The sequence below is a fragment of the Pseudomonas sp. PA-7-1E genome (genome assembly GCF_021605325.1).
Classification (GTDB): Bacteria; Pseudomonadota; Gammaproteobacteria; order Pseudomonadales; family Pseudomonadaceae; genus Aquipseudomonas; species Aquipseudomonas fluorescens_BV.
This window is the reverse complement of the sequence record NZ_WKFA01000019.1, coordinates 21,206-46,521: the sequence shown is the minus strand read 5'-3', so window position 1 is coordinate 46,521 and position 25,316 is coordinate 21,206. Positions and strand designations below refer to the sequence as shown.

The following is a 25,316-nucleotide window of genomic DNA, read 5'->3' as shown; positions in this document are numbered from 1 at the left end:
CTCCGACCTTATGTTTCAGCCTGAGGCCTCTGGCCCTGGAGTTCCTGCATGGTAGATCACTCATCACCCCCCCGTCCTCCATTGAGCACTGCGAGCCTGATCGCACGACTTGCCGGCATCGGTGCCGTGGTTGCGGTTGTTGCCGGGGCATTTGCCTACGTCAATGGCACGCTCGACCCACAACGCCTGCGGCCAAAAACCTTGGTCAATGCCCTGGAAACCAATAACGGCGTGCATCCGGGCTTTCGCCGTAACCATGCCAAGGGCGTATGCGTGGCGGGTTATTTCGAGAGCAGTACCGAGGCCCGTGCCTATTCCAACGCCCAGGTGTTCAGCGAGGTCAAGACTCCGATCATCGGCCGCTTTGCCTTGCCCAGCGGCAACCCCTACGCGCCGGACAGCAGTGTGCCGATTCGCAGTTTCGCCGTGCAGTTCAGCCAGGCCAACGGCCAGCAATGGCGGACGGGGATGAACAGCATGCCGGTGTTCCCAGTGGGCACGCCCGAGGCGTTTTACCAGTTGCTCAAGGCCGGCGCGCCAGATCCGGCCACCGGCAAGCCGAACCCGTCAAGCATGCCGGCGTTTTTTGCCGCACACCCCGAGACAGCGCCATTCCTGGCCTGGGTCAAGACCGCCAAGCCATCGGCCAGTTATGCGACTGAAACCTATAACGGCATCAACGCGTTTTACCTGGTGGCTGCCGATGGTACGCGCCAGGCCGTGCGTTGGGAGGTGGTGCCCCAGAGCCAGGACGCGGCGGGTGATACCGCACCTGCTGGCAGTGACTTCCTCGAGCAGGACTTGGTGCGACGCCTGGCCGCCGGGCCATTGCGTTGGCAGTTGAACATGACCCTGGCCAACCCCGGCGACCCGCTGGACGACGCAAGCAAGACCTGGACCGGCGCGCACAAGGTCCTCAACGCCGGCACGTTGGTGCTGCAAAGCAGCCAGCCCCAGGCAGATGGTGATTGCCGCGATATCAACTTTGACCCGCTGATTCTGCCCAGTGGTATCCAAGCCTCCAACGACCCCTTGCTGGCCGCCCGTTCGGCCGCGTATGCCAGTTCGTACCTGCGCCGCGCCGGTGAAGTCAGCCCGTTGCACAGCGCCCCTCAGGAGTCGAAGCCATGAATGCTCAACCACGGTTCTTTGCGCCCCTGGCGCGCGTGCTGCACTGGCTGATGGCGTTTATGATCATCGCCATGCTGTTTATCGGCGCGGGTCTGGCGGCGTCGGTGTCGGAGCGCCATGAGTGGCTGATCCACCTGCACAAGCCGCTGGGCATTGCGATTCTGGCGCTGGTGATCGTGCGCCTGGCGGTGCGTTTCTCGACGCGCCAACCGCCGTTGCCAGCGGATTTACCGGTGTGGCAAAGGCTCGCAGCCAAGGCTTCCCATGTGCTGTTGTACGCGTTGATGCTGGTGTTGCCGCTGCTGGGTTGGGCGATGATTTCAGCGGCTGGCGACCCGGTGATGCTCAGCAGTAACCTGCAACTGCCCGCGCTGGTGGGGGCGAATGCGCCGTTGTTCGCGCTGTTGCGCAAGGCTCACGGCTACCTGGCCTATCTGCTGTTTCTCACCGTGCTGGTGCATCTGGCGGCCGCGTTGTTCCACGGTTTGATCCGCCGCGATGGTGTCTTGCAAAGCATGACCGGCAGCAAGGATTGACCGCTCTTGTGGCGAGCGAGCTTGCTCGCGCTGGGCTGCGAAGCAGCCCCAAAACAGCCTGCTCGGTGTGTCAGGTGATCCGGCAGTGATTTTCATGGGGCCGCTATGCGGCCCAGCGCGAGCAAGCTCGCTCGCCACAAAGAGCTCGCCTCGGGGGTTAGCGCAAACGCCCGACGATATCAGCGACGCTGCTCAACACGTCCTTGCCCAACTGTTTTGAACGATCGCCTGACCAGCCAGTTCGCAGGTTGGGCGCGTCGTCGTTGTCCTTGAAGGGCATTTCCAGGGTCAGGGACAGGCAGTCGTATTTTTCTCCTACCGCGTTGCAGGCCAGGGTCATGTTGGCTTGGCCGGGCAGGTCGCGGGTGTAGCCGTGGGTGGTCTGGAAGTCTCGTGTCAGGTGGCTCAAATGGCTGCGGAAGTGTTTTTCCAGGGCTTCGATACGCGGGGTGTAGCCAGGGTTGCCTTCGCAGCCGGCGGTGAACACGTAGGGGATTTCTTCATCGCCGTGGATGTCGAGGAACATATCCACGCCGTACTTTTCCATCTGTTGCTGGACGAACAGGACCTCGGGGCTGAGTTCCTGGCTGGCGCTTTGCCAGGCGCGGTTCAGGTCCTGGCCCATGGCGTTGGTGCGCAGGTGGCCGTGGAAGGCGCCATCCGGGTTCATGTTTGGTACCAGGTACAGATCGGCGACGGCCAGTAGTTTTTTCAGTTCGTCGTCGCCGTCCTTTTGCAGGCGCTCAATCACGCCCTCCATAAACCATTCGGCCATGTGTTCCCCGGGGTGCTGCTGGGCGATGATCCACACCTTACGCCGGCCCTCGATTCCTTTGCCTCGGCGCAGCAGTTGAATATCGCGGCCTTCAGCGCTCTTGCCGGTGGCCAGCAGGGTGACCCCGGCGTACTTCAGGGCTTGCTCGATCAGCCAGTCGTGGCGTTCACGGCTATAGGGCTCGAAGTAGGCAAACCAGGCGTGCTTTTCCCGGGTCTGGAGGTTGATGTGCAGGATCTCGCCATCAAAGCGCGTCGGTACCCGGAACCAGTTGATATGGTCGTAGGACGCCACGGCGTTGTAGCCGCTCCAGGCATGCTTGTAGGACGAGCGCCCTGCGTTGCTCAAGCGAAAGGTATGGGTGTGCCCCACGTGCATGCCTTCGGCCTTGAAGTGGAACCATTGGTAGTGATCGCTGCGGGTGTCGGGTTTGATTGCCAGCAACAACTGATAAGCGTCGCTGGCATCCAGGACCTGAATGTTGCCGCTGTCGAAGTCGGTGCTGATCTTGATGGAGGTCAAGGCCACGGTCATAGTCTGGTTGCCTGAATATGAGTGATATGGCGGCCATCTTACACAGGCGTTCGGTAAAACCTGGATGCAAAAATTGTTGCAGGGGGAGGGGGCGTCATCCGTGACGCCGCCGCAGCTTAGAGTCTATGAGATTGATTCTCAAGCGCTAATTCGCAGAGATACGCGCTAGAGCACTCGGACGACTTTCTTTGGGCGATAGTCTTTTGCTACCATGCGCGCCATCGAGCAACACACAGTCTTCATTAGCCTGAAGCCATGCCAGGAAAACTGGCAAAAAAAAGACCCGGCCAAAGAGCCGGGTCAAAAACCGTGATTAGCCTGATGAGGAGATATTCCAAGAGTCCGACCTAAGGTCTCTTGGTCTATCGACTGATCTCGCGATCAGCTGAGCCCAATAATAATCATTATCATTTGCAAGTCAAATGTTTTTATCCGTGGGATAGAAATATTTTTCTTTCATACCTGCTAAGCGTTTGCCGCCGCTTTTGGCGCTTGCAACGACCGCTCCACCATCGCCTTCGCCATATCGATCAAATACACCACCGAAAACGCCAGGTCGCGCTGGTTGCCCTGATGGCTGCACGCCGACTCGTAGGCGGTTGCCGCTGCACTGCGCAACAGGTCCGAGGCGTGTATCAGGGCCTCCTCCTGGCTGACTTCGGGTTTGATCGCGAACATGGCCCCGTCCGAATCCGGCGTCGACCGATTTTCTTTCAAGTAGTAGTCCAGTGCGCGCTGGGCCGCGCCACTGTTGCACATGTCGTTTACTTCAGTCAGTTCGGGCGTTGGGTGCGTGCGGGTCGTCATAAGCGGCAATACTCCGGTGGGTGTCGAAATCCTTGGGCTTGATGATAGTACGTATCGTATTCCTGTCGTTTTATGGATTACTACAAACTGTTTATTGCCCGCAAAAACGGGCGCCGTATTGTGATGCGCCATGGATAACTGGATAGCGTTGGTCAAGGCCAACATGAAAGACCGCAAGGTCACGCAGGATGAACTGGCGCGGCGCCTGGGCATGTCCCAGGGCGGCGTCGGCCATTGGCTCAATAAACGCCGTGTGCCGAGCCTGGCGGACATGAACCGTGTGCTCGCCGAACTGGGGTTGGGGTATTTGGAGGTGGCGCTGGAGATTCGTGAACGGGCCGCGCAAGTGCCGGAACTGGACCCCCACTACAATCCGTATTTCCGCTACCCGGTCAGCGACTGGAAGCAGGCCTGCGAGCTGCGTGAGGAGCGTGCGCCTTATAGAGCCGAGCGCTACGAATTGACCGATTACCACGCCCGAGGCGAGGCATTCTGGTTGCCGGTGACGGGAGACGCCATGACCGCCCCCACGGGCATGAGCATTGCGGCTGGCATGATGATCCTGGTTGACCCGGCCATCGCACCCGAGCCCGGCAGGCTGGTGGTGGCCCAATGGGCCGGTAACCCCCAGGCCACCTTTCGCCAATTGCAGGAAGAAAGCGGCCAGCACTACCTGGTGCCGCTCAACCCCACTTACCCCAAGGTGCTGCTCAGCGACGGCTGCCGCCTCCTGGGTGTGGTGGTGCAAGCCACGGCGAAGTTCTAGTCGGCCGTTTCCAGCTCCACCAGCGCGCTGCCTTCGGCTACCATTTCACCTTCCTGGCAGAACAGCGCCTTGACTACCCCGGCGTGGGGCGCACGGATGCTGTGTTCCATCTTCATGGCTTCGAGCACCACCAGTTGAGTACCAGCCTCAACGGTTTGGCCCACCTCCACGAGCACCCGCACGATGCTGCCGTTCATGGGGGCGGTGAGGCCGCCCTGATGGGATTGATTGGCCTCGACCGCCGCAATCGGGTCGAACAGGCTGACGGCATGCATCTCGCCGTCCCAACGCAGGTACAGGCTGCCTTCACTGCGCACCGCCAGATGAGCACGGCGCACGCCCTGATGTTCAGTCAGCAACTGTTCGCCGCATAACTGAGACGGTTGCCCGGTCAGTGTCACCAACCGATCCTGCCCATTGCAGCTCAGGTGCAGCGACACCTCGGCAGGCAGGCCCGCGCGAAAGCCCTGGTGACTTGCCCAAGGCCCGTCACCCGCCGGCAAGCTCTGCATAAACGCCGAGCCCGCCGCCTGCCAGAACTCATCGCTCAATGCCCCCGGCGTCGGCAACAGCTCACCCTGATAGCGCGGGATAAACCCGGTATCCAACTCGGCCGCGGCAAACGCAGGGTGCCCGATGATGCGCCGCAAAAAGCCCAGGTTGGTCTTGAGCCCGCCGACCGCAAACTCATCCAGCATGCTTAATAGGCGCAGGCGCGCCTGTTCGCGGTCTTCACCCCAGGCAATCAACTTGCCGAGCATCGGGTCGTAGAAGGGCGACACGCTGTCGCCTTGCTCGACGCCGCTATCCACCCGGCGTCCAGGGCCCGGGCTGGACTCGCGGTACAGCGCCAGGTGCCCGGTGGCCGGCAGAAAGTCATTGGCCGGGTCTTCGGCATACAGCCGCACTTCAATTGCATGACCGTTCAACGCGACCTGCTCTTGCGTGATCGGCAGCGCCTCGCCCTGGGCAACCCGGATCTGCCAGGCCACCAGGTCGAGGCCGGTAATCGCTTCGGTCACCGGATGCTCCACCTGCAGCCGCGTGTTCATCTCCATGAAGAAAAACTCGCCACGGGCATCCAGCAAAAACTCCACCGTACCTGCGCCGACATACCCGATGGCCTGGGCAGCGCGCACGGCCGCTTCGCCCATGGCCCGGCGCTGCTCGACACTCAAGCCGGGTGCCGGGGCTTCTTCCACGACCTTTTGATGACGACGCTGGATCGAGCAGTCGCGTTCATTGAGGTACAAGCAATGACCCTGCTGGTCGGCAAACACTTGGATCTCGACATGCCGCGGCTTGAGCAGGTATTTCTCCACCAGCATCTGCCCGTTGCCGAACGACGACAGCGCCTCACGCTGGGCGGAAGCCAGGGCTTCGGCCAGTTGGCTGACGTCCTCGACCACTTTCATGCCCTTGCCACCGCCACCCGCCGTGGCCTTGAGCAGCACCGGGTAGCCGATACGCTCACAGGCGGCGCGGAAGGTCTCCAGGTCCTGGGCCTCGCCGTGATAACCCGGCACAAGGGGTACGCCAGCCGTTTCCATCAAGGCCTTGGCCGCGGATTTGCTGCCCATGGCGTCGATTGCCGAGGCGGGCGGGCCGAGGAAGATCAAGCCTGCCGCCTCGATGGCCCGGGCGAAGCCGGCGTTTTCCGAGAGGAAGCCGTAGCCGGGGTGAATCGCCTGGGCGCCGCTGGCGTGGGCGGCGGCAATCAGCTTGTCGATTTGCAGGTAACTATCGGTGGCCTTGCTGCCGCCCAGGTCGACGCGGATATCGGCTTCACGGCTATGGCGGGCATCGCGGTCGATGGCGCTGTGCACAGCCACGGTGGTCAACCCCATGGCCTTGGCGGTACGCATGACCCGGCAGGCGATTTCGCCACGGTTGGCCACCAGAACGGTGTTGAGTGTGCTCATGAACGCGGCTCCTGGGTTTGCCAACTTGGCGCACGTTTTTGCAGAAATGCACGCAAACCTTCCTGGCCCTCGGCGCTCACCCGGATGCGCGCAATGGCGTTTTCGCAATAGCGGCGCAGCGCGGGGGTGAGGGCACCGTTGCCCACTTCGCGCAGCAAATCCTTACTGGCACGCATGGCCGCCGGGCTGTTTTGCAGCAGGTTGGTGACCCACTGGTCCACCTGTTGATCCAGGCTCTCGGCAGGATAACTTTCCGCCAGCAAGCCGATCTCCCGTGCGCGTTGGCCGCCGAACCGCTCGGCTGTGAGTGCATAACGACGGGCAGCGCGTTCGCCGATGGCCTGCACCACGAACGGGCTGATCACCGCCGGCGCCAGGCCGATACGCACTTCCGACAGGCAGAACTGCGCGTCGTCGGCACCGATGGCCATGTCACAGCAACTGATCAGGCCCAGCGCGCCCCCGTAGGCCGCACCTTGCACCACCGCCAGCGTGGGGATTTTCAGTTTGGACAGGTTGTACATCAGCTCTGCCAGTTCCCGGGCGTCGTCCAGGTTGGTGTGGTAGTCCAGCTCGGCCGATTGCTGCATCCAGGCCAGGTCGGCACCGGCGCTGAAGTGCTTGCCACGCCCGCGCAGTACCAGGAAGCGCAGGGACGGGTCGCCTTGTACGCGGTCAAGAGCCAGGATCAATTCGCGGATCATCTCGGCGTTGAACGCGTTGTTCTTGGCTTCGCGGCTGAGCCACAGCGTGGCAAAGCCACGGCGGTCGGTGATCAGTTCGAGGGTGTTGAAGTCGCTCATGCAAGGAGCTCCATGATAATGAGAGGCCTCCTGTAGGAGCGAGCTTGTTGTGGCGAGCAAGTTTGCTTGCGCTGGGGTGCGCAGCGCCCCCAAAAAAGCCGGGACTGCTGCGCAGTCAGCGGGAGCAAGCTACCTCGCCACAACAGGCGCGCTCCTACAGGTTACATGCGGAACACGCCGAAGCGGCTCGGCTCGATGGGGGCGTTCAGTGCGGCGGACAAGGCCAGGGCCAGCACGTCACGGGTCTGCAGCGGGTCGATCACGCCGTCATCCCACAAGCGCGCGCTGGAGTAGTAGGGATGGCCCTGGGTTTCATACTGGTCGAGGATCGGCTGCTTGATCGCGGCTTCCTCCTCGGCACTGAAACCGTTGCCGGCGCGCTCAGCCTGTTCGCGCTTGACCTGCACCAACACCCCGGCGGCTTGTTCGGCACCCATCACGCCAATGCGTGCGTTGGGCCACATCCACAAAAAGCGCGGGTCGTAGGCGCGGCCACACATCCCATAGTTACCCGCACCAAAGCTGCCACCGATGATCACGGTGAATTTCGGCACCTTGGCGCACGCCACGGCGGTGACCAGCTTGGCGCCGTGCTTGGCAATGCCGCCGGCTTCGTACTTCTGGCCGACCATGAAGCCGGTGATGTTTTGCAGGAACAGCAGTGGAATCCCGCGCTGGCAGGCCAGTTCGATAAAGTGCGCGCCTTTCTGCGCGGCTTCGGCGAAGAGGATGCCGTTGTTGGCCAGGATCGCTATCGGGTAGCCATGCAAGTGCGCAAAGCCGCACACCAGGGTCGTGCCGAACAGGGCCTTGAACTCATCGAACACCGAGCCGTCCACCAGCCGTGCGATGACTTCGCGCACATCAAAGGGTTGCTTGGCATCCGCAGGGATCACGCCGTACAACTCTTCGCTGCTGTACAGCGGCGCCACCGGCGGGCGTTGCAGCAGCTCACCCTGCTTGCGCCAATTGAGGTTGGCCACGCTGCGCCGGGCCAGCGCCAGGGCGTGTTCATCGCTGTCGGCATAGTGGTCGGCCACGCCCGAGACCTTGCAGTGCACATCGGCGCCACCCAGCTCTTCGGCGCTCACCACTTCACCGGTGGCGGCCTTCACCAGCGGCGGGCCGGCGAGGAAGATGGTGGCTTGCTGGCGCACCATGATCGCTTCGTCGGCCATGGCCGGCACGTAGGCGCCGCCGGCGGTGCACGAGCCCATCACCACGGCAATCTGGGGAATGCCCTGGGCGCTCATATTGGCCTGGTTGAAGAAGATCCGCCCGAAGTGCTCGCGGTCGGGGAACACCTCGTCCTGGCGCGGCAGGTTGGCGCCGCCGGAGTCCACCAGGTAGATACACGGCAGGCGGTTCTGCTCTGCGATGGTCTGGGCGCGCAGGTGCTTTTTGACGGTCAGCGGGTAATAGGAGCCGCCTTTGACCGTGGCATCGTTGGCCACGATCATGCATTCGACGCCTTCCACCCGGCCGATGCCGGCAATCACCCCGGCAGCCGGGACGTCTTCGCCATACACCTGATGAGCTGCCAGTTGGCTCAGCTCGAGAAACGGTGAGCCCGGGTCGAGCAGACGGTTGATACGCTCGCGGGGTAACAGTTTGCCGCGTGAGGTGTGGCGTTCCTGGGCCTTGGCGCCGCCACCTTGATGGACGTGGGCGAGCAGGCTGTGCAGGGCGTCGACCTGTTCAAGCATCGCCGCGCGGTTGGCGGAAAATTCCGCCGAGCGCGGGTTGAGCTGGGTGTGCAGGGTGGCCATGGGCGTGCTCCTTCAGCGGGTTTCGTTGAACAGTTCGCGACCGATCAACATCCGCCGAATCTCACTGGTGCCCGCACCAATTTCGTAGAGCTTGGCGTCACGCAACAGGCGCCCGGCGGGGAATTCGTTGATATAGCCATTGCCGCCCAGAATCTGGATCGCATCCAGGGCCATTTGCGTGGCGCGCTCGGCGCTGTAGAGGATCACGCCCGCAGCGTCCTTGCGCGTGGTCTCGCCGCGTTCACACGCCTGGGCCACCGCGTAGAGGTAGGCGCGGCTGGCGTTGAGCTGGGTGTACATATCGGCAACCTTGCCTTGGATCAATTGGAATTCGCCGATGCTCTGGCCGAACTGCTTGCGGTCGTGGATGTAGGGCACGATCAAGTCCATGCATGCCTGCATGATCCCGGTAGGGCCACCGGAGAGCACCACGCGCTCGTAGTCCAGGCCGCTCATCAACACTTTCACGCCGCCATTGAGCACGCCGAGGATGTTTTCTTCGGGTACCTCGACGTCGTCGAAAAACAGCTCGCAGGTGTTGGAGCCGCGCATGCCCAGCTTGTCGAATTTATTGCTGCGGCTGAAGCCTTTCCAGTCGCGCTCGACGATGAAGGCGGTGATGCCGTGGGGGCCTTTTTCCAGGTCGGTCTTGGCGTAGATCACATAGGTATGGGCGTCCGGGCCGTTGGTGATCCAGGTCTTGCTGCCATTGAGTACGTAATGGTCGCCGCGCTTGTCGGCGCGCAGTTTCATCGACACCACGTCGGAACCGGCATTCGGCTCGCTCATGGCCAGGGCGCCGATGTGCTCGCCGCTGATCAGCTTGGGCAGGTACTTAAGTTTTTGTTCATGGTTGCCGTTGCGGTTGATCTGGTTGACGCACAGGTTGGAGTGCGCCCCGTAGGACAACGCCACCGAGGCCGAGCCACGGCTGATTTCTTCCATGCTCACCACATGGGCCAGGTAACCGAGGCCGGCACCGCCGTATTCCTCGGGCACGGTGATGCCCAGCAGGCCCATGTCGCCGAACTTGCGCCACAGGTCGGCGGGGAACAGGTTGTCGATGTCGATCTGGGCCGCGCGCGGTGCGATCTCCTTGGCCACGAAGGACTGCACCTGGTCGCGCAGCATGTCGATGGTCTCGCCGAGGGCGAAGTTCAGGGACGGGTAACTCATGGACAGGCACCTTAATGTGAGCTTTGTTGTTGTGTGGGCAGGGCGCGGGAGGAGGGCGCTCACCTTTACGTTAACGTAAGCTTGCGTTGCGGCGCTGTCAATCGTAGTTTACGTATACGTCAACCTACAAAAAAGATAACAGGGGTCGTTATGGATCAACCGAACCAGAGTTACAGCCGTGGCTCCCAGGACAAGGCCTTGCTGGCCATGACCATTGGCCAGGCATTCGATCACACCGTTGCGCAGTATCCAGACAGCGAAGCCTTGGTGGTGCGCCACCAGCAGCGGCGCTACACCTGGCGGCAGCTGGCCGAGACAGTTGAGCTGCACGCCCGCGCATTCATCGCCCTGGGCATGCAAACCGGCGACCGCCTGGGGATCTGGGCGCCTAACTGTGCCGAGTGGCTGATCTGCCAGGTGGCGAGCGCCAAGCTCGGGGTGATCCTGGTCAATATCAACCCGGCCTATCGCAGCAGTGAATTGGACTACGTGCTCAAACAATCCGGCTGCCAATGGCTGGTATGCGCCGGTTCGTTCAAAAGCTCCGATTACCACGCCATGCTCCAGGCATTGAAACCCGAGCTGCGCGGCCTCATCAGCCTGGACCCCAGCCCGCCGCCGGAATTCATGCTCTGGTCGCAGTTGGCGGCGCTTGGCGCAGGCGTGCCGCCCGAGCAACTGCAAAGCCGTCAGGCCAGCCTGCATTTCGATCAACCTGTGAATATCCAGTACACCTCCGGCACCACCGGCTTCCCCAAGGGCGCCACCCTCAGTCACCACAACATCCTCAATAACGGTTACATGGTCGGTGAAAGCCTGGGCCTGACGGCAGGGGACCGCCTGGTGATCCCAGTGCCGCTGTACCACTGCTTCGGCATGGTCATGGGCAACCTCGGTTGTATCACCCACGGCACCACCATGATCTACCCCAATGACGGCTTCGACCCGTTGCTGACGCTGAGCGCCGTCGCCGAAGAACAAGCCACCGGCTTATATGGCGTGCCGACCATGTTTATCGCGCTGCTCGATCACCCACGCCGGGCCGAGTTCGAGGTGTCCAGCCTGCGCACCGGGATCATGGCCGGGGCGACATGCCCGATCGAGGTGATGCGTCGGGTCATCCATGAGCTGCACATGGCAGAGGTGCAGATTGCCTATGGCATGACTGAAACCAGCCCGGTGTCGCTGCAGACCGGCGCAGATGACGATATCGAACGGCGTGTCACCACGGTGGGCCGCACCCAACCGCAACTGGAAACCAAGATTGTCGACGAGGCCGGTAACACCGTGGCCCGGGGCGTGATCGGTGAACTGTGTACACGCGGCTACAGCGTGATGCTCGGTTACTGGAACAACCCCGACGGCACTCGCGAGTCCATCGATGAGGCCGGCTGGATGCACACCGGTGACCTGGCGACCATGGATGAGGAGGGTTACGTGTGCATCGCCGGGCGTAACAAGGACATGATCATTCGTGGGGGGGAGAACGTTTACCCGCGGGAGCTGGAAGAGTTTTTCTTTACTCACCCGGCGGTGGCGGACGTGCAGATCGTTGGCATCCCGGATGAGCGTTATGGCGAAGAGATTGTTGCCTGGATCAAGTTCCATCCCGGTCAGGTGGCCAACGAGCTGGAGTTGTTGAGCTGGTGCAAGGACCGCATCGCCCATTTCAAGACGCCCAGGCATTTCAAATTCGTGGATGAGTTTCCGATGACGGTGACGGGCAAGATCCAGAAATTTCGGATGCGCGAGATTTCCATCCAGGAGCTGCAAGCGCGCTGACAACGTCAAACCCCTGTGGGAGCTGGCTTGCCTGCGATGGCGGCCTGACTGCCGGCCCACATCTACCTGATACCCCGCGAACCTGCTGTGCCACCAAAATAGTGAAACCCCGAAAGCACAAAGGGGACCCGAAGGTCCCCTTTAATTTGTCGTTGCGTGCTCTTTTCTTATTATTGAGGGGCGGCCTGTTGTTGTTTTTGGTAGCCGTGGCCCGTACCGCTGTTTTGGGTGACCCCCATCCGGGGTCAAGAGCAAACGTATTTTTTTGAACGCTGACCTGCTTCTTCGTAAACGATCCAACCAGTGGGTAGCTACCTGAGGTAGTTTTATTTTTCTCTAGCCGGTTGCGGGTTGCGGCATGCCGTACCCTGGGAAGCACATCTTCTCCAAAAAAATCTGTTAGCTGCGTCTCTGCCGTGTTGTTTTTGTTATGTCAGAGTCGTTTCGTCTTATTTTTATTAGGTTTGGCGCTTTTTATTCTTGTTATGCCATAGAGATAGCAGAAGGCGTGCCAACTTTTTAAAAGCCTTTAAAATCAACGAGTTGTTTTTTTTCAGTATTTTCTTTCAGTTTGCACGGCGGATTTTGTTCCCGCGTTACCCGTTATGCCGGTGTGCGGTAACACATTGTCACAGCTGTGCTACTCACCTGCGTTACGCACCTTCGCCACGCGGGAACCCGTAGGCCGTCCCAGCACCTGGCTGATCTGCTGGCCGGCGCCAATCAAGCGTTCCAGGTCGATGCCCGTGTCGATACCCAGGCCGTTGAGCAGGTACAGCACGTCCTCGGTGGCGACGTTACCGCTGGCGCCCTTGGCGTAGGGGCAGCCGCCCAGGCCTGCGATTGAGCTGTCGAACACCGTGATGCCTTCCAGCAGGCTGGCGTAGATGTTAGCGATGGCCTGCCCGTAGGTGTCATGGAAATGCCCGGCCAGCTTGTCCCGTGGCACTTGGGCGCCGACCACTTCGAACAGGCGCCGGGTAGCGCCCGCCGTGCCGGTACCGATGGTGTCGCCCAGGGACACTTCATAGCAGCCCATGGCATACAGCTCGTGGGCGACGGCCGCCACTTGCTCCGGGGCGATATCGCCTTCATAAGGGCAACCCAGTACACAGGACACATAGCCGCGCACGCTGACGCCGTGCTGCTTGGCGGCGGCCATGATCGGTGCGAAGCGCTCCAGGCTCTCGCTGATGGAACAATTGATATTGCGCTGGGAGAACGCCTCGGACGCCGCCGCAAACACCGCGACTTCCTTGACCCCGGCCGCCAGCGCATCCTCGAACCCGCGCAGGTTCGGTGCCAGTGCGCCATAGGTCACGCCGGGCTTGCGCTGGATCTGCGCAAATACCTCGGCTGAACCTGCCATTTGCGGCACCCATTTGGGCGAGACAAAACTACCGACTTCGATATAGCTCAAGCCAGCGGCGCTCAAGGCGTCTACCAATCGGACTTTATCCGCCACGCTGATGGGCTGGGCTTCGTTCTGCAAACCGTCGCGCGGGCCGACTTCAACCAGGCGTACGTGGGAGGGGAGGGACATGGCAGTTACCTTCTGGTCAATGGCCGGCTTGGCTGATGGTCTGCGCCAGGGCCTGGGTGCAACGCTCTTCAGCGGTGTCCAGTTCCAGCTTCATCTGTTCGATATCCAGCAGTTGCTGTTCCAACTGTTCACGGCGCTCGGCGATCTTGGCCAGCATGCTGTTGAGTTGGATCTGGTTGCCGCCGGTGGGGTCGTAGAGTTCGATCAGTTCGCGGCATTCGGCCAGGGAGAAGCCGATGCGCTTGCCACGCAGGATCAGCTTGAGGCTGACCTTGTCCCGCGCCGAGTAAATGCGCTCCTGGCCCCGACGTTCCGGGGCCAGCAGGCCTTGTTCTTCATAGAAACGAATGGCGCGGGTGGTGATGTCGAGCTCGCGGGCGAGGTCGGAGATGCTGTAGGTGGTGCTCATGGCGGTGCTCAAGGAAGTCTTGGCGCTAAGCTAATTGCAGGTTGACGTAAACGTCAAGGCTGCTGGGCTTTCTTTTCCTGGGCCGTCACCTGCTGGCACAACTCGATCATCTGTTCACGCATCCAGCGGTTCGCCGGGTCCTGGTCGGTGCTTTCGTGCCAGTACAAATGGGTTTCCAGCGGCGGCACGCTGTTGACTGGCAGTTGGAACCAGTGCAGTTCATGACGACGGGCGAAACGCTCGGGCACGGTCATCACCATGTCGGTCTGTTGCAACACCTGATAGGCCATCAGGTAGTGCTGGGAACGCAGGGCGATCTTGCGTTGAATGCCCATCTTGCCCAAGGCCAGGTCCACATAGCCCAAACCGTTGCGGCGGCTGGAGATATGGATATGGGTCAGCGACAGGTAATCATCCAGGGTGAATTTATCCTTGCCCGCCATCGGGTGGCCCTTGCGCATGGCGCACACGTAGCGGTCTTCCATCAGCTTGACGTGACGCACCTGCGGGTCGGTATTGAGCGGCGCATCCACGGCAAAATCCAGGCGCCCGGCGGCCAGTTCCTTGGTGGTTTCGCGACGTTTGGACAGGAAACTCTCGATCATCACGGTAGGCGCCAGGCGACGCAGGCGCTGGAACAGCAGCGGCAGGATCACGGCCTCGGTCAGGTCGGTCATGCTGATACGGTAGGTCTTGGCCGCCTGCTGCGGGTTGAAGATGCGGCTTTCCTGCACGGACACGCGCAGCAACGACAACGCATTGCGCACCGGGCCGATGATGTTTTGCGCCATGGGCGTGGGCACCATGCCTTGGGCGGTACGCACGAACAGCGGGTCGTTGAAGGTCTCGCGCAACCGCGCCAGGGCGTTGGACACCGCCGGCTGGGTGATACCCACGATCTGGCCGGCGCGGGTCAGGTTGGCTTCGGTATAAATCGCGTCGAAGACAATAAAGAGGTTGAGGTCGACCTTGCTCAGATTCATTTCGTTGCGCTCTTATTGTGAGGTGCTCATACACCGATCATATATCGGTGATGAATGTTAATACACGGCGAGAATAGGCTAGGTAAATTATCAGCGCTGTTCTAGCATCGAATGCATGACCTAAACAACCTCTCAAAGAAGGGAGCTGCTCATGGATTTCGCCTATTCGCCCAAGGTTCAGGAACTGCGTGAACGCGTCACTGCGTTCATGGACGCTTATGTCTACCCGGCCGAACCGGTGTTCGAACGCCAAGTCAGCGAAGGTGATCGCTGGCAGCCCACGGCGATCATGGAAGAACTCAAGGCCAAGGCGAAGGCCGAGGGCTTGTGGAACCTGTTTCTGCCGGAATCCGAACTGGGCGCTGGCCTGACCAACCTTGAATACGCACCCTTGGCGGAAATCATGGGCCGCTCGTTGCTCGGCCCGGAGCCATTCAACTGCTCCGCTCCCGACACCGGCAATATGGAAGTGCTGGTGCGCTACGCCAACGAAGAACAGAAACAGCGCTGGCTCGAACCCTTGCTGCGCGGCGAGATTCGCTCGGCTTTTGCCATGACCGAACCGGATGTGGCGTCCTCGGACGCCACCAACATGGCCGCCCGCGCCGAACGCCAGGGCGACGAGTGGGTGATCAACGGCAAAAAGTGGTGGACCTCCGGCGCCTGCGACCCGCGCTGCAAGATCCTGATCTTCATGGGCCTGAGCAACCCCGATGCGCCGCGTCACCAGCAGCACTCGATGATCCTGGTGCCGGTCGATACCCCAGGCGTGAAAATCCTGCGGCCGCTGCCGGTATTCGGCTACGACGATGCGCCCCACGGCCATGCCGAAGTGCTGTTCGACAATGTGCGTGTGCCTTATGAAAACGTGTTGCTGGGCGAAGGCCGTGGCTTCGAGATCGCCCAGGGGCGCCTTGGCCCAGGCCGCATCCACCACTGCATGCGTTCGGTCGGTATGGCCGAACGCGCATTGGAGTTGATGTGCAAACGCTCGGTCAGCCGCACTGCCTTCGGCAAGCCTTTGGCGCGTTTGGGCGGCAATATCGACAAGATCGCCGACTCACGCATGGAAATTGACATGGCCCGCCTGCTGACCTTGAAAGCGGCGTACATGATGGACACCGTGGGTAACAAAGTGGCGAAAAGCGAAATCGCCCAGATCAAGGTGGTGGCACCGAATGTGGCCTTGAAGGTCATCGACCGCGCGATCCAGATGCACGGCGGTGCCGGGGTGTCCAATGATTTTCCGCTGGCCTATATGTACGCCATGCAACGCACCCTGCGCCTGGCGGACGGCCCGGACGAAGTGCACCGTGCGGCGATTGGCAAGTTCGAGATTGGCAAATATGTGCCTCGGGAATTGATGCGCGGCGGGCAGTAACACTGATGATCGTTCCCACGCTCTGCGTGGGAGCGCCTCCCGTGACGCTCTGCGTCACCCTTTCAAGAGCGGACGCGGAGCGTCCAGAGCGGCATTCCCACGCGGAGCGTGGGAACGATCTTCAATGATCTTCAGTACACCCAAACCTCCACTCGCCGATTCTTGATCCGGCCTTCATCCGCAGTATTGGCCGCCACCGGCATCTGCGCGCCAAACCCGCGAATATCCTTGAGCACCACGCCGCTCTTGACCAGCTCTCGGCGCACTGCCATCGCCCGCAACTTCGATAGCAGCGCCGCACGTTGCGGATCATTCTTGGTGTCGCCAAACCCCACCAGCGTCACCTGTTTATTCAGCTTGCCGTGGCTTCTGATATAGGCGACCACCCGCTGCACATCCTGGCGCGCCTTATTGTCGAGGCTGGCGCTGCCCTCGTCGAAGCGAAAATTCACCGTCAGGCGCTGAGCGTCTCGGGCGATGGCCTGGTAATCGTCGGGCATCGACGGGCGCGGCGCCACACCGATCGCTTGCACCTGCTGGGCGATGAAGCCATTGGCAGCCACAATCGCCTGGCCCTTGCTGCCTTGGGTAAACTCCACCAACGCCTTGGCCCATGGGTTGCGGGAAGAGGGCGGCAAGTAGAAGAACAGCCGACGTGACAGCGGGTAATCCTCGGTGGCGATCAGGCTGGTCAGCGGCAACATCGGTTGCGAGTCGCCGTCGACAATCGCCACCGCCTTGGCCTGGCGCACAGAGGGCAGGCCAATAAAACCGATGCCCTGGGGGTCCTGGCTCACCGCATCGGAAAGCTGTTCGCTGGATTCAAAGCGCTTGGCCAACGGCGCGAGCGGTTGGCCGCGGCGGCTCAGCACCAGTTCCCGGAAGGTGTCGAAGGTGCCGGATTGATCATCCCGGGCATATAAATGAATGGTCCCGCCTGTACCTCCCAGTGCCTCCCAGGTGCTGACCTCGCCGTTGAAGATTTGCGCCAATTGCTCGGTGTTGAGGCTATTGAGCGGGTTGCGCGGGTTGACGATGATTGCCAGGCCATCAATGGCGATCACATGCTCGGCGCCTGGGGTTTTCAAGTCCCCCAGGGGGTCGAGGTCCACCAGCTCGCTGTCATTGATCGGGCGGTACGCGGCGGCGAGGTCGGCGCGATTGTTTTTCAGCGCCGCAAAGCCGGTGCTGGAACCGTGGGCCGCCACCTCGATGGCGACCGTCTGGCCTTGGCGTGTCTTGCCGACCACGCGCTGCTCATTCACCCCGGCACCCGGTTCAGCACGCACATCCTGCAAGCCCTGATACTCCATCAAGCCTTTGACCAGCGCCGGGCCGAGTGCCGCGCCGATGGTGTTGGAGCCCTGGATGCGCAGGGCCGGGCCTTGGTCGGGAATGGACAGAGGGGCCGCCACGGCGGGGAATGCGATTGCAAAACACAGGAACAGAACGCGCAGCATCATGCCGGCACCTTCTCAAGCCAAGGGAGTGCCGGGAGATTAAGTCAGTCGGATTGCAGCCATATGACCGACACGGGGCTGGCACCCCTGATCTCCTGTAGGAGCGAGCTTGCTCGCGAAAAACGTCAACGATAACGCGGGCTTCCTGAATAAACGCGGCGCCCTCAAGTTCTTCGCGAGCAAGCTCGCTCCTACAATCAGCTCAGTTCCAACCAGATCGGCGCATGGTCCGACGGTTTCTCCAGCCCACGCAAATCATAGTCCACCCCCGTGTCCTTGACCCGAGGCACCAACCCGGTGGACGCCAAGATCACGTCGATGCGCAGCCCGCGCTTGGGCTCGTCCTCAAAGCCACGGCTGCGGTAATCGAACCAGCTGAAGCGGTCGGTCACATCCGGGTTGAGGTGGCGGAAGCTGTCCACCAGGCCCCAGTTCTTCAAGCGTGCCATCCACTCGCGTTCTTCCGGCAGGAAGCTGCACTTGCCGGTTTTCAGCCAGCGCTTGGCGTTGTCGGCGCCGATGCCGATGTCGCAGTCCTCTGGGGAAATGTTCACGTCGCCCATCACCACCAGCGCCTGGTCATTGCTGAACTGGCTTTCCAGCAATTGCTGCAAGTCTTCATAGAAGCGCTGCTTGGCCGGGAACTTGGTTGGGTGGTCGCGGCTTTCGCCTTGGGGGAAGTAGCCGTTCATGATGGTCACTGGGTGGCCGTTTTCATCGGCGAAGGTGCCCCAGATAAACCGGCGTTGGGCGTCTTCTTCATCGCTGGCAAAACCTTTGTGCATGCTCAAGGCCGGCTGGCGCGAGAGCAGGGCCACGCCGTAGTGGCCTTTCTGCCCGTGGTAGTACACGTGATAACCCAGGGCCTGCACTTCGGCCAACGGGAACTGATCATCGTGGACCTTGGTTTCCTGCAAACCGATCACGTCCGGTTGATGCTTTTCAATCAGCGCCGCCAACTGATGAGGGCGAGCACGCAGCCCGTTGATATTGAAGGAGACGATTTTCATGGTCGGCAGTCCAGTCTGGCAAAAGGGCGATGCTAGCCGACAAGTCGGATGGGGGCCAGCGTGGCGGCAGGATGAATGCGCTGCTAATGTCTGGGAACGACTGGAGCTGTGCAGGTTCGTACCCATAAGAACGCCATGTTTGAGTGGCGCCCAGGGAGATTGACTGTTATGCCAGACACTTCGACGGCCACTGCCGAAATCCGCCTGCTCAATAGCGGCTACTCCCGTGAAGCGCGATCCCTGCTGTACCAGGCGTATCGCCATGAGCCGACCTTTGCCTATATCTTCGAAGCCGAGCGGGCGGGCTATGAGCAGCGAGTACGTGCCACTGTGCGCGAACTGGTCAAGCAGCATTTTTTCCAGAAACTCCCGGCCATCGGCCTGTTCGTCAACGACCGGCTGATCGGCATTGCCCTGATTGCACCGCCCCAGCGGCGCCTGGGCATCACCGAAAGCTGGGCCTGGCAAATCCGCATGTGGCTGAGCACCGGCGTGCGCGGTACGCGGCGTTACCTGGAATACCATCATGCCGTCATGGCGTGCCTGCCCAACACGTCTGTGCATGTGCTGCCGCTGCTGGGCATTCACCCGCAGTTCCAGGGCAAGCACCATGGTGAGCAGTTGCTGGAAGCGGTACACAATTGGTGTGCCGACGACCCGCATTCATCCGGCGTGGTGCTCGACACCGGTAACTCCCGTTATTTGGATTTCTATAAGCGACAGGGCTATGAGGAAATCGGCGAAGTCGCCGTAGGGCCGGTGCGCGAGCATGTGTTTTTCCATCCCAATCCCCAGGCGTTACATCCTGCAACGGCTTGAGACAGAATTATTCAGAAGAATCCGGGTTCATAGTTCCTCTCTCGCTCGTGTAGCATCCGCGCCTATGAAGTTTCCAGGAAGATTTACCAGCGGCTTGATTCTGCTGTTCACGAGCTGCGGCGCATTGGCGCAAAGCGAACTGGACGTGCGGATCAAACCCTCGAACGACGCGCTGAAAGCCAACATCGAAGGCTACATCGGCGGTGTGGGCGATCGTGATGAAGAAGCCTTGCTGCGGTTCAGCCGTGGCGCCGAGGAGCAGGCGCGCAAAGCCGCGCAGGCCCTGGGCTACTATCAGCCACAAATCAACAGCGAGGTGAAGGGCGGCAAGAACCCGCGCCTGACCCTCACCATCGACCCCGGCGAACCGGTGCACTTGCGCGACGTCACCATAAGGGTCGATGGCCAGGCTGCGAGCCTCAAGGCGTTTCGCGTGCCCGCCAGCGACGACCTCAGGCCCGGCGCCGTGCTCAATCACGGCCATTACGAAGACGCCAAGCGCCTGATCCAGAACCAGGCCTCGCGCTACGGGTTTTTCAGCGGGCGCTTCACCAGCCAGAAACTTGCCATAGACCCTCAAGCGGGCGTGGCCGACATCGAACTCATTTACGACAGCGGCCCACGCTACAGCATGGGCAAGGTCAGCTTCACCGGCGACACGCCCTTTGATGAAGAGCTGTTGCAGCGCATGGTGCCGTTCAGGCCCGGCACACCCTATGACTCCGAACTGGTCGCCGAACTCAACCAGAACCTGCAAGCCAGTGGCTTCTTCGAAGGCGTGCGCGTCGACGCCAGCCCCACCGCCGCCACCGATGATGTGATCCCGGTGGCGGTGCAACTGGACACCCGCAAGCCGCGCACCATGGGCCTGGGCCTGGGTTATTCCACTGACGTCGGCCCACGGGGCAAAGCCAACTGGACGCGCCATTGGGTCAACCCACAGGGCCACAGTTATGGCTGGGAAGCTGAACTGTCGGCGCCACGGCAGAACGTCGGGTTGTGGTACGACATCCCGCTCGACCCGCCGCTCACTGACAAGTTGCGCTTTGCCGGCGGCTACCAGAATGAAGAGATCGCCAACACCGACACCCTGAGCAAGCTGCTCACCATCGGCCCCGAATGGCACAGCAAGTTGCCCAGTGGCTGGACGCGGGTGATCTCCCTCAAGTACCAACGCGAAGAATATCGCCTGGGCAATGACTCGGGTCTGAGTAACCTGCTGATGCCTGGCGTGAGTTATTCCTACTTGCGCAGTGATAACCGTATCGACCCGCACCATGGCTACCGCCTGATGTTCGACACCAAGGTCGCCAAAGAGGGCCTTGGGTCCGACACCAACCTGCTTTACGGCACAGCGACGGTCAAGGGCCTCACCACCTTGTGGGACAACCACCGCTTCCTGGGTCGTGCGCAATTTGGCGGCAGTGCCACCAATGGCTACAAATCCGTGCCTCCTTCCTTGCGCTTCTTCGCCGGGGGTGACCAGAGCGTGCGCGGCTACGAGTACCAGACGCTATCGCCCGAGAACGATCGCGGCGACCGCATCGGCGGCCGCTACATGGTGGCCCTGAGCGCTGAGTATCAATATTCCATCACCGACAAATGGCGTATCGCGACTTTTATCGACCAGGGCAACTCGTTCAACAACCTCGACCTGCCGAGCCTGAAAACCGGCGTGGGCGTCGGCGTGCGCTGGGTATCGCCGGTGGGGCCGATTCGCCTCGACCTGGCCCATGCCCTCGAAGATCCGGGCGGCGTTCGCTTGCACTTTTCCATGGGGCCTGAGCTGTGATGCGTGGTTTGAAAATAGCGGGGCTGGCGTTGGTTGCCATCCTCGTCTTGCTGTTGTTGGCGCTGTGGTCAGTGCTTGGCACCCAGGCGGGCAGTCGCTGGGCCTTGGGCCAGGTACCAGGTTTGAGCGTGGAAAATTTCCAGGGGCGCCTGGGCGGGCAGTGGAGTGCCGATCATTTGCTGTGGCAGCAGGATGGCAGCCGCGTCGAGCTGAATGCACCGACGTTTGACTGGTCACCCGGCTGCCTGCTGCGCATGACCCTGTGCATCAACCGACTGGATGTGGAACAGGTCAGCCTGGAATTCGCCCCCAGTGCCGAAGAGAGCGACAGCGGGCCGATTCAACTGCCCGACCTGAAGCTGCCGGTTTCGCTCCAGTTGGGCGATGTTCGCATTGGCAGCCTGCTGTTCAACGGCAATGAAGAACTCAAGGGCCTGCAACTGGTGGCGCACTGGACTACCGCCGGCCTGCAGATCGACTCGGTGCATCTGCAGCGCGACGATCTGGTACTGGACCTCGCCGGTCTGCTGCAACCCAGCGGCGATTGGCCGTTGAATGCCACCGGTAACCTGAGCTTGCCCTATGCGCCGGGCGGCGCGCCCTGGCGCGTTGCTCTCAAGCTCGACGGCGACTTGCTCAAGACCCTCAAGCTCGACGCCGACAGCAGCGGCTATCTGCCGGCCAAGCTCACTGGTGAGCTGCAACCCCTGGTGGAAAACCTGCCGGCGCAGGTGCACATCACCTCCGAGTCGTTCAAACCCAGCGCAGACCTGCCCGATACCCTGCAACTCAACCAACTGGACTTGAACGCTAAAGGCGACCTGAGCAATGGCTACCAGTTGCTGGGCAAGGCCGTGCTACCGGCCGAAAACGGCCCGGTGGATTTACTGCTCAAGGGCAAGGTTGACGCCAAGGGTGCACAGATTGCCGGCCTGGACCTGACGGCCGGCGACAAGCAAAGCCTCAAGCTCAGTGCCAACCTGGACTGGCAACAAGGCTTCAGCGCGGACGCCAAGATCGACTGGCTGGACTTCCCCTGGCATCGCCTCTATCCGGTCATTGACGAACCGCAAGTGGCCTTGCGCACCTTCAACGGTGAAATCTCCTATAAAGACGGCAACTACCTGGGCAATCTCAAGGCCGACCTCGACGGCCCGGCGGGCAAGTTCAATGTGGTCACCCCCTTCAGTGGCGACCTCAAGCAGGTCTTCCTGCCTGAGCTGAAACTGAGTGCCGGCCAAGGCAAGGCCGAAGGCCACCTGAACCTGCAATTTGCCGACGGCATTGCCTGGGACACTGCGCTGGATCTGTCGGCGCTGAACCCTGCCTACTGGGTCGCAGAGTTGCCCGGCACCCTGGCCGGGCCGCTGCGCAGCAAAGGTGAGTTCAAGAACGAACAACTCAAGCTCAACGCTGACCTCGACCTCAAGGGCCGCCTGCGCGGGCAAACCGCTGTGCTGGCGGCCAAGGCCGAAGGCGCCGGCGAACAATGGACCCTCGCCAACCTGGACATCCGCCTGGGCGACAACCGCATCAATGGCAGCGGCAGCCTGCAACAGCGTCTGGCCGGGCAGATCGACATCAAGCTGGCGCGCCTGGCCCAGCTCTGGCCGCAACTGCGTGGGCAAGTCAACGGGCGTGTCGAAGTGGCTGGCACCTTGAAAGCCCCTCAAGGCAAGCTCGACCTCAAGGGTCAGCAACTGGCCTTTGCCGACAACCGTCTGCAAACCCTCAACCTGGACGCCAACCTTGATAGCGCCCAGCGCGCCAAGCTCGACCTCAAGGCCAACGGCATTCAAAGCGGCGAGACGCAAGTCGGCAACCTCACCGCCAGCGCCCAAGGCGATATCAAGAACCAGAAAGTCCAGCTGGCGCTGACTGGCCCGCTGGTCAAACTGGCCCTGGCCCTGGATGGTAACCTTGACAAAGACAACTGGCGCGGGCGCCTGGCCAGTGGCGACGTGCAAGCCGGTGGCCAAGACTGGCGGCTGCAAGCCCCGGCGAAGATCGAACGCCTGGCCGATGGCAAGCTGACCTTCGGTGCGCACTGCTGGGTCTCCGGTGGCGCCAGCCTGTGTGGGGAAGACCAGCGCCTGATGCCCGAGCCGAAGTTGCGTTACCACCTCAAGCAATTCCCCCTCGACAGCCTCGCGGGGTTCTTGCCCAAAGACTTCGCCTGGCAGGGCAGGCTCAACGCCGATGTGCAACTGGACCTGCCCCAGAGCGGCCCAAAAGGTGTGGTCGCGGTGGACGCCAGTGGCGGCACCCTGCGCGTGCGCGACAAGGGCCAGTGGCTGGATTTCCCCTACGACACCCTGAAGCTGGAAACCACCCTCAATCCCAAGCGCATCGACACTCAGCTCAACTTTCATGGCGGCAAGCTCGGCGAGTTGCTGTTGCAGGCGCAGATCAACCCGCTGCCAAACAACAAGCCAATCACCGGCAACTTCAGCCTTACTGGCCTGGACCTCGCCGTGGCGCGGCCCTTTGTGCCAATGGTTGAAAAACTCACCGGCAAGCTCAACGGCAGCGGCCGCATCTCCGGCGGGTTGCTCACGCCGCAGGTCAACGGCAACTTGAACCTGGTGGACGGTGAAGTCTCCGGGCCGGAGTTGCCCATCAGCCTCGAGGGCCTGAACCTGCAGGCGCAGATCGCCGGTGAAAGCGTGCAGCTCAACGGTGGCTGGCGCAGCGGCAAGGCCGGGCAGGGCAGCCTCACGGGGCAGATCGACTGGGGCCGTGCCCTGGTGGTCGACCTCAGCCTCAAAGGCTCGCAACTGCCGGTCACCGTGGAGCCCTACGCCAAGCTGGAAGTGGCCCCCGACCTGAAGATCAGCCTCAAGGACGACAAACTGGCGATTGCCGGTAAAGTCCACATCCCCCGTGGCGACATCACCGTGCGCGAACTGCCGCCTTCGACGGTCAAGGTGTCCGACGACACCGTGATCATCGGCAGCCAGACCGAAGAGGGCAAAGCGCCGATGGCCATGGCCATGGATATCGACGTGGAAGTGGGTGAGGACCAGCTCAACTTCGCCGGCTTCGGCCTCACCGCCAAGGTTCAGGGCCATGTGCATATCGGCGACAACATGGACACCCGTGGTGAGCTGTGGCTCAACGACGGCCGCTACCGTGCCTACGGCCAGCGCCTCAATGTGCGCCGCGCACGCCTGTTGTTCGCGGGGCCCTTGGACCAGCCGTTCCTGGATATCGAAGCGGTGCGCATCGTTACCGAATCCAGCCGCACGGTCACCGCAGGTATCCGCCTGAGCGGCAGCGCCGAACAACCCACCACGCAGATCTTTTCCGAGCCGGCCATGGCCCAGGAAGATGCGTTGTCATACCTGGTGCTGGGCCGTTCGCGCACCAACACTGGCGAAGACAACAACATGCTCGCCGAAGCCGCCCTGGGCCTGGGCTTGATGGGCAGCGCTGGCGTGACTTCGGATATTGCCAATAAGCTGGGGATTCAGGATTTTGATCTGGACACCCAGGGTACGGGTAACAGCACCGCCGTGGTGGCCAGCGGCAAGATCAACGAGAAGCTCAGCTTGCGTTATGGGGTAGGGGTGTTCGAGCCGGCTAACACCATTGCCTTGCGCTACCTGCTGAGCAAGAAGGTGTACTTGGAAGTGGCCACGGGCGTAGCGAGTTCCCTGGATATCTTCTACAAGCGCGATTTCTAAACCTTGCCCGATCAAAAAATGTAGGAGCGAGCTTGCTCGCGAAAAACGTCAACGATAACGCGTGCATCCTGAATGCACGCGGTGCCCGTGAGTTTTTTCGCGAGCAAGCTCGCTCCTACAAAAAGCCTTAACTGGACTCTCGCTGATTTGATTGCTGTCCAAGGCTCTAAGTTACTCAACTACCAAGCAACCTAATTATTCCATTTGACATTCGCTGCCTAAGCAGTAACAT

The 25,316-nt window shown here is 61.4% G+C and carries 19 protein-coding genes; 8 read left to right on the top strand and 11 right to left on the bottom strand.

The annotated features are described in order from the left end of the window. The first annotated feature begins 48 nt into the window (after window positions 1-48). Both GIW79_RS14735 and GIW79_RS14730 read left to right on the top strand, forming a co-directional pair. Complete coding sequence (locus tag GIW79_RS14735) at window positions 49-1,131, top strand: catalase family peroxidase (RefSeq protein ID WP_236455945.1); 1,083 nt, start codon at window positions 49-51, stop codon at window positions 1,129-1,131. Next, window positions 1,128-1,667, top strand: a complete 540-nt coding sequence (locus GIW79_RS14730) for a cytochrome b (RefSeq protein WP_236455947.1) — start codon at window positions 1,128-1,130, stop codon at window positions 1,665-1,667. Before GIW79_RS14735 ends, GIW79_RS14730 begins: the two co-directional genes overlap by 4 nt. Window positions 1,668-1,824: 157 nt before the next feature. Here the strand turns inward: GIW79_RS14730 and GIW79_RS14725 are convergent, their stop codons facing one another. After that, window positions 1,825-2,976 (bottom strand): M14 family metallopeptidase, encoded by a 1,152-nt coding sequence (locus tag GIW79_RS14725; RefSeq protein ID WP_054897275.1) that lies wholly within the window; start codon window positions 2,974-2,976, stop codon window positions 1,825-1,827. A gap of 465 nt (window positions 2,977-3,441) precedes the next feature. Next, window positions 3,442-3,735: a DUF6124 family protein gene (locus GIW79_RS14720; RefSeq protein WP_034128149.1), complete on the bottom strand. Its 294-nt coding sequence runs from the start codon at window positions 3,733-3,735 to the stop codon at window positions 3,442-3,444. Between the two features lie 178 nt (window positions 3,736-3,913). Here GIW79_RS14720 and GIW79_RS14715 point away from each other — a divergent pair, with 178 nt between their 5' ends. Continuing rightward, a complete protein-coding gene (locus GIW79_RS14715; protein ID WP_089042228.1) occupies window positions 3,914-4,549 on the top strand; it encodes a LexA family protein in 636 nt (211 codons plus the stop codon). Here the strand turns inward: GIW79_RS14715 and GIW79_RS14710 are convergent. From GIW79_RS14710 to GIW79_RS14695, 4 genes are all read right to left on the bottom strand, one after another. Continuing rightward, a complete protein-coding gene (locus tag GIW79_RS14710; protein WP_236454600.1) occupies window positions 4,546-6,471 on the bottom strand; it encodes an acetyl/propionyl/methylcrotonyl-CoA carboxylase subunit alpha in 1,926 nt (641 codons plus the stop codon). The two genes, GIW79_RS14715 and GIW79_RS14710, sit on opposite strands and share 4 nt — an antisense overlap. Next, entirely contained in the window at window positions 6,468-7,274 is an 807-nt protein-coding gene (locus tag GIW79_RS14705) for a gamma-carboxygeranoyl-CoA hydratase (protein WP_034127920.1), read from the bottom strand. Before GIW79_RS14705 ends, GIW79_RS14710 begins: the two co-directional genes overlap by 4 nt. 161 nt (window positions 7,275-7,435) lie before the next feature. Further along, window positions 7,436-9,043 (bottom strand): carboxyl transferase domain-containing protein, encoded by a 1,608-nt coding sequence (locus GIW79_RS14700; RefSeq protein ID WP_054897278.1) that lies wholly within the window; start codon window positions 9,041-9,043, stop codon window positions 7,436-7,438. Window positions 9,044-9,055: 12 nt separating this feature from the next. After that, complete coding sequence (locus tag GIW79_RS14695; RefSeq protein WP_236454597.1) at window positions 9,056-10,219, bottom strand: isovaleryl-CoA dehydrogenase; 1,164 nt, start codon at window positions 10,217-10,219, stop codon at window positions 9,056-9,058. Between the two features lie 150 nt (window positions 10,220-10,369). Between GIW79_RS14695 and GIW79_RS14690 the strand changes: the two genes are divergently transcribed. Then, window positions 10,370-12,001 carry an AMP-binding protein gene (locus GIW79_RS14690; protein ID WP_236454595.1) on the top strand — a complete coding sequence of 544 codons (1,632 nt, stop codon included), beginning with the start codon at window positions 10,370-10,372 and terminating at the stop codon, window positions 11,999-12,001. Between the two features lie 640 nt (window positions 12,002-12,641). On the opposite strand, the gene GIW79_RS14685 is transcribed toward GIW79_RS14690, so the two are convergent. The 3 genes from GIW79_RS14685 to GIW79_RS14675 are packed head-to-tail and all read right to left on the bottom strand — an operon-like array spanning window position 12,642 to window position 14,936. Continuing rightward, window positions 12,642-13,544, bottom strand: coding sequence for a hydroxymethylglutaryl-CoA lyase (locus GIW79_RS14685; RefSeq protein ID WP_186527182.1), 903 nt, complete (start codon window positions 13,542-13,544; stop codon window positions 12,642-12,644). 16 nt (window positions 13,545-13,560) lie between these two features. After that, complete coding sequence (locus GIW79_RS14680) at window positions 13,561-13,953, bottom strand: MerR family transcriptional regulator (protein WP_003192195.1); 393 nt, start codon at window positions 13,951-13,953, stop codon at window positions 13,561-13,563. 53 nt (window positions 13,954-14,006) lie between these two features. Next, a complete protein-coding gene (locus GIW79_RS14675; RefSeq protein ID WP_034127915.1) occupies window positions 14,007-14,936 on the bottom strand; it encodes a LysR family transcriptional regulator in 930 nt (309 codons plus the stop codon). Between the two features lie 151 nt (window positions 14,937-15,087). Here GIW79_RS14675 and GIW79_RS14670 point away from each other — a divergent pair, with 151 nt between their 5' ends. Then, window positions 15,088-16,317: an acyl-CoA dehydrogenase gene (locus tag GIW79_RS14670; protein ID WP_034127914.1), complete on the top strand. Its 1,230-nt coding sequence runs from the start codon at window positions 15,088-15,090 to the stop codon at window positions 16,315-16,317. A gap of 131 nt (window positions 16,318-16,448) precedes the next feature. Here the strand turns inward: GIW79_RS14670 and GIW79_RS14665 are convergent, their stop codons facing one another. Beyond that, window positions 16,449-17,780, bottom strand: coding sequence for a substrate-binding domain-containing protein (locus tag GIW79_RS14665; RefSeq protein WP_236454581.1), 1,332 nt, complete (start codon window positions 17,778-17,780; stop codon window positions 16,449-16,451). Between the two features lie 194 nt (window positions 17,781-17,974). After that, window positions 17,975-18,787, bottom strand: coding sequence for an exodeoxyribonuclease III (xthA, locus tag GIW79_RS14655; protein WP_236454579.1), 813 nt, complete (start codon window positions 18,785-18,787; stop codon window positions 17,975-17,977). Window positions 18,788-18,955: 168 nt separating this feature from the next. Here xthA and GIW79_RS14650 point away from each other — a divergent pair, with 168 nt between their 5' ends. From GIW79_RS14650 to GIW79_RS14640, 3 genes are all read left to right on the top strand, one after another. Continuing rightward, entirely contained in the window at window positions 18,956-19,606 is a 651-nt protein-coding gene (locus GIW79_RS14650) for a GNAT family N-acetyltransferase (protein WP_034127911.1), read from the top strand. Between the two features lie 64 nt (window positions 19,607-19,670). Continuing rightward, the gene (locus GIW79_RS14645; protein ID WP_236454577.1) at window positions 19,671-21,398 is read left to right on the top strand and encodes an autotransporter assembly complex protein TamA; all 1,728 of its coding nucleotides are present in this window, start codon (window positions 19,671-19,673) and stop codon (window positions 21,396-21,398) included. Further along, window positions 21,398-25,084, top strand: coding sequence for a translocation/assembly module TamB domain-containing protein (locus tag GIW79_RS14640; RefSeq protein ID WP_236454575.1), 3,687 nt, complete (start codon window positions 21,398-21,400; stop codon window positions 25,082-25,084). The genes GIW79_RS14645 and GIW79_RS14640 overlap by 1 nt, the downstream gene beginning before the upstream one ends. Window positions 25,085-25,316 lie beyond the last annotated feature (232 nt).